The following is a 3,204-nucleotide window of genomic DNA, read 5'->3' on the forward strand; positions in this document are numbered from 1 at the left end:
ATGGCGCTATCTTCAAAGTGGATGAAGAGCAGGTGCAACTGATGAAACGCCGTGGTGGTGTAGGGCACGATTTGTCCCACATTCGCCCGAAAGGTCCTCCGGTAAAGAACTCCGCATTGACTTCCACCGGACTGGTCCCCTTTATGGAACGTTATTCCAACTCTACCCGCGAAGTGGCTCAAGACGGGCGTCGTGGCGCGTTGATGTTGAGTGTTTCCATCAAGCATCCCGATTCGGAAGCCTTTATCGATGCCAAGATGACCGAAGGCAAAGTGACCGGTGCCAATGTTTCCGTGAAACTGACCGATGATTTTATGCAAGCTGCTATTGATGGAAAGCCTTTCGTGCAGCAATATCCGATTGATGCCACAGAACCGTCCTTCCAAAAAGAGATTGATGCGTCTGGCTTGTGGAAAAAGATTGTGCACAATGCTTGGAAGTCGGCAGAGCCGGGCGTTTTGTTTTGGGATACCATTATAAAGGAATCCGTTCCCGATTGTTATGCAGACTTAGGCTACCGTACCGTATCTACAAATCCTTGCGGTGAAATCCCTTTGTGTCCATACGACTCTTGTCGTCTGCTTGCCATCAACCTCTACTCTTATGTGGTCAATCCGTTCAAACCGGATGCTTATTTTGACTTTGAGTTGTTCCGGAAACATGTAACGCTTGCCCAGCGCATTATGGATGACATCATCGACTTGGAATTGGAGAAGATTGAGCGTATTTTGGAGAAGGTGAATTCCGATCCGGAAAGCGAAGACGTGAAACTGACCGAGCACAACTTGTGGCAAAAGATTTATAAGAAGAGCGGCCAGGGACGTCGTACGGGCGTAGGTATCACTGCCGAAGGTGATATGCTTGCGGCATTAGGACTGCGCTACGGCACGGAAGAGGCCACTGCATTCTCTGAGAAGGTGCATCAGACAGTGGCGCTCAGTGCTTATCGTTCATCCGTAATTATGGCCAAAGAGCGTGGCGCTTTCGAAATCTACGATGCGGAACGCGAAAAGAACAATCCGTTTATCAACCGTTTGCGGGAGGCCGATCCGGAATTGTATGCGGAGATGAAGCAGTACGGACGTCGCAACATCGCTTGCCTTACCATCGCACCTACCGGCACCACCAGCCTGATGACGCAGACCACTTCTGGCATCGAACCGGTGTTCCTGCCTGTGTATAAGCGCCGCCGCAAGGTGAACCCGAACGACACCAACGTACACGTGGACTTTATTGATGAGACAGGAGATGCTTTTGAAGAGTACATTGTTTTCCATCCCAAATTCGTCACTTGGATGGAAGCGCAGGGGCTCAACCCCTCCAAGCGATATACACAAGACGAAATTGATGCTCTTGTAGAGAAATCACCTTATTATAAAGCAACTTCCAACGATGTGGATTGGCTGATGAAGGTCAAGATGCAGGGACGCATCCAGAAGTGGGTGGACCACTCCATCAGCGTGACTATCAATCTGCCGAATGATGTGGATGAGGCGTTGGTGAACAGACTCTATGTGGAAGCATGGAAATCGGGCTGCAAAGGGTGTACTGTCTATCGCGACGGTTCCCGTTCCGGCGTACTTATTTCTACCAAGAGTAACAAGAAAGAAGGGCTTCCTCCATGCAAACCGCCTACGGTGGTTGAGACACGTCCCAAAATATTGTATGCAGACGTGGTACGTTTCCAAAATAATAAAGAGAAGTGGGTGGCATTTGTTGGACTATTAGACAATTATCCTTACGAAATATTCACTGGTGTGCTGGATGATGATGAGGGTATCATGTTGCCCAAGAACGTGACAACAGGACACATCATCAAGAATGTGGACGAGAATGGGAACAAACGTTATGACTTCCAGTTTGAGAACAAGCGTGGATATAAGGTGACCATTGAAGGGTTGTCCGAGAAGTTCAACAAAGAGTATTGGAACTATGCCAAACTGATTTCGGGCGTATTGCGCTATCGTATGCCTATCGAACAGGTAATCAAATTGGTAGGTTCTCTGCAATTGGATAGTGAGAACATCAACACCTGGAAGAACGGCGTAGAGCGTGCTTTGAAGAAATATGTTCTGGATGGTACGGAAGCCAAAGGAAAGAAGTGCTCCAACTGCGGCAACGAAACGCTGGTTTATCAGGAAGGTTGCCTCATCTGCAAGACTTGTGGGGCTTCCCGTTGCGGATAAGTCCGCAACAAGCACAAACGTTTGCATAAGAATTTAAACGAGTTACATTGCAATAGCTGTATGATTATGAGGAATATTCCTTATACTTGCATAATCATTACAGCTATTGCTATTTCTAAATCTAATATAATATGACACTATCGTTTAACATAGAGTATCGTACCAATTGGGGGGAAGAAGTCAGAGTGTTGGGCTCTATTCCAGAGCTTGGCAACAACTTGCCAGAAGAAGCCCTTCCTTTGCATACCGTTGACGGCATCCATTGGAATACAGACGTGGATGTCCAGGCTCCGAAGAGTGGGGTCATTGAGTATTGTTACCACATTTACCAAGATGGCAAAGCCATACGGACGGAGTGGAACAGCCTGCCGCGCAGCCTGCATGTATCGGGTGGCGCAAAGAAGAGTTATCGCATAACGGATTGTTGGAAGAATCTGCCCGAACAGCAATATTTCTACACTTCCGCCTTTACGGAATCCCTATTGGCGCACCGCGAACGCACCGCAGCTTCCAAAGCCTGCAAGAAAGGTCTGCTGATAAAGGCATACGCGCCGTGCATAGATGGCGACCATTGTCTGGCTATCTGCGGAAACCAGCCGTTGCTGGGCGATTGGAATCCTGACAAGGCTCTTCCGATGTCCGACATCGTTTTCCCCGAATGGCAGGTGGAGATTGACGCAAGCAAAATCAGCTTCCCGTTGGAATATAAATTTGTTCTTTATAATAAGAAGGAAAGCCGTGGCGTGGCGTGGGAAAACAACCCGAACCGTTATATGGCCGATCCAGCGATAGGTGCCGACGAGACACTGGTGATAGGCGACCGGTACGTTTATTTCAATCTTCCTGCCTGGAAGGGGGCAGGGGTTGCTGTTCCTGTATTCTCCCTACGTTCCGAAAAGAGCTTTGGCGTGGGCGACTTCGGCGACCTGAAACGTCTGATTGACTGGGCAACCGCCACCCATCAGAAGGCCGTACAGATTCTGCCCATCAACGATACCACGATGACGCACACGTGGAG

Annotated in this window: 2 protein-coding genes; both read left to right on the top strand. The window is 48.8% G+C overall.

Annotated features, from left to right (window positions below; genetic code table 11):
- A partial coding sequence (locus tag K2G43_RS04200) for an adenosylcobalamin-dependent ribonucleoside-diphosphate reductase (protein WP_300153104.1) occupies nt 1-2,186 on the top strand: 2,186 nt, incomplete at its 5' end.
- Nucleotides 2,187-2,317: 131 nt separating this feature from the next.
- A partial coding sequence (locus K2G43_RS04205) for a 4-alpha-glucanotransferase (protein ID WP_300153105.1) occupies nt 2,318-3,204 on the top strand: 887 nt, incomplete at its 3' end.

This window comes from Bacteroides sp., from assembly GCF_029057325.1.
GTDB lineage: Bacteria > Bacteroidota > Bacteroidia > Bacteroidales > Bacteroidaceae > Bacteroides.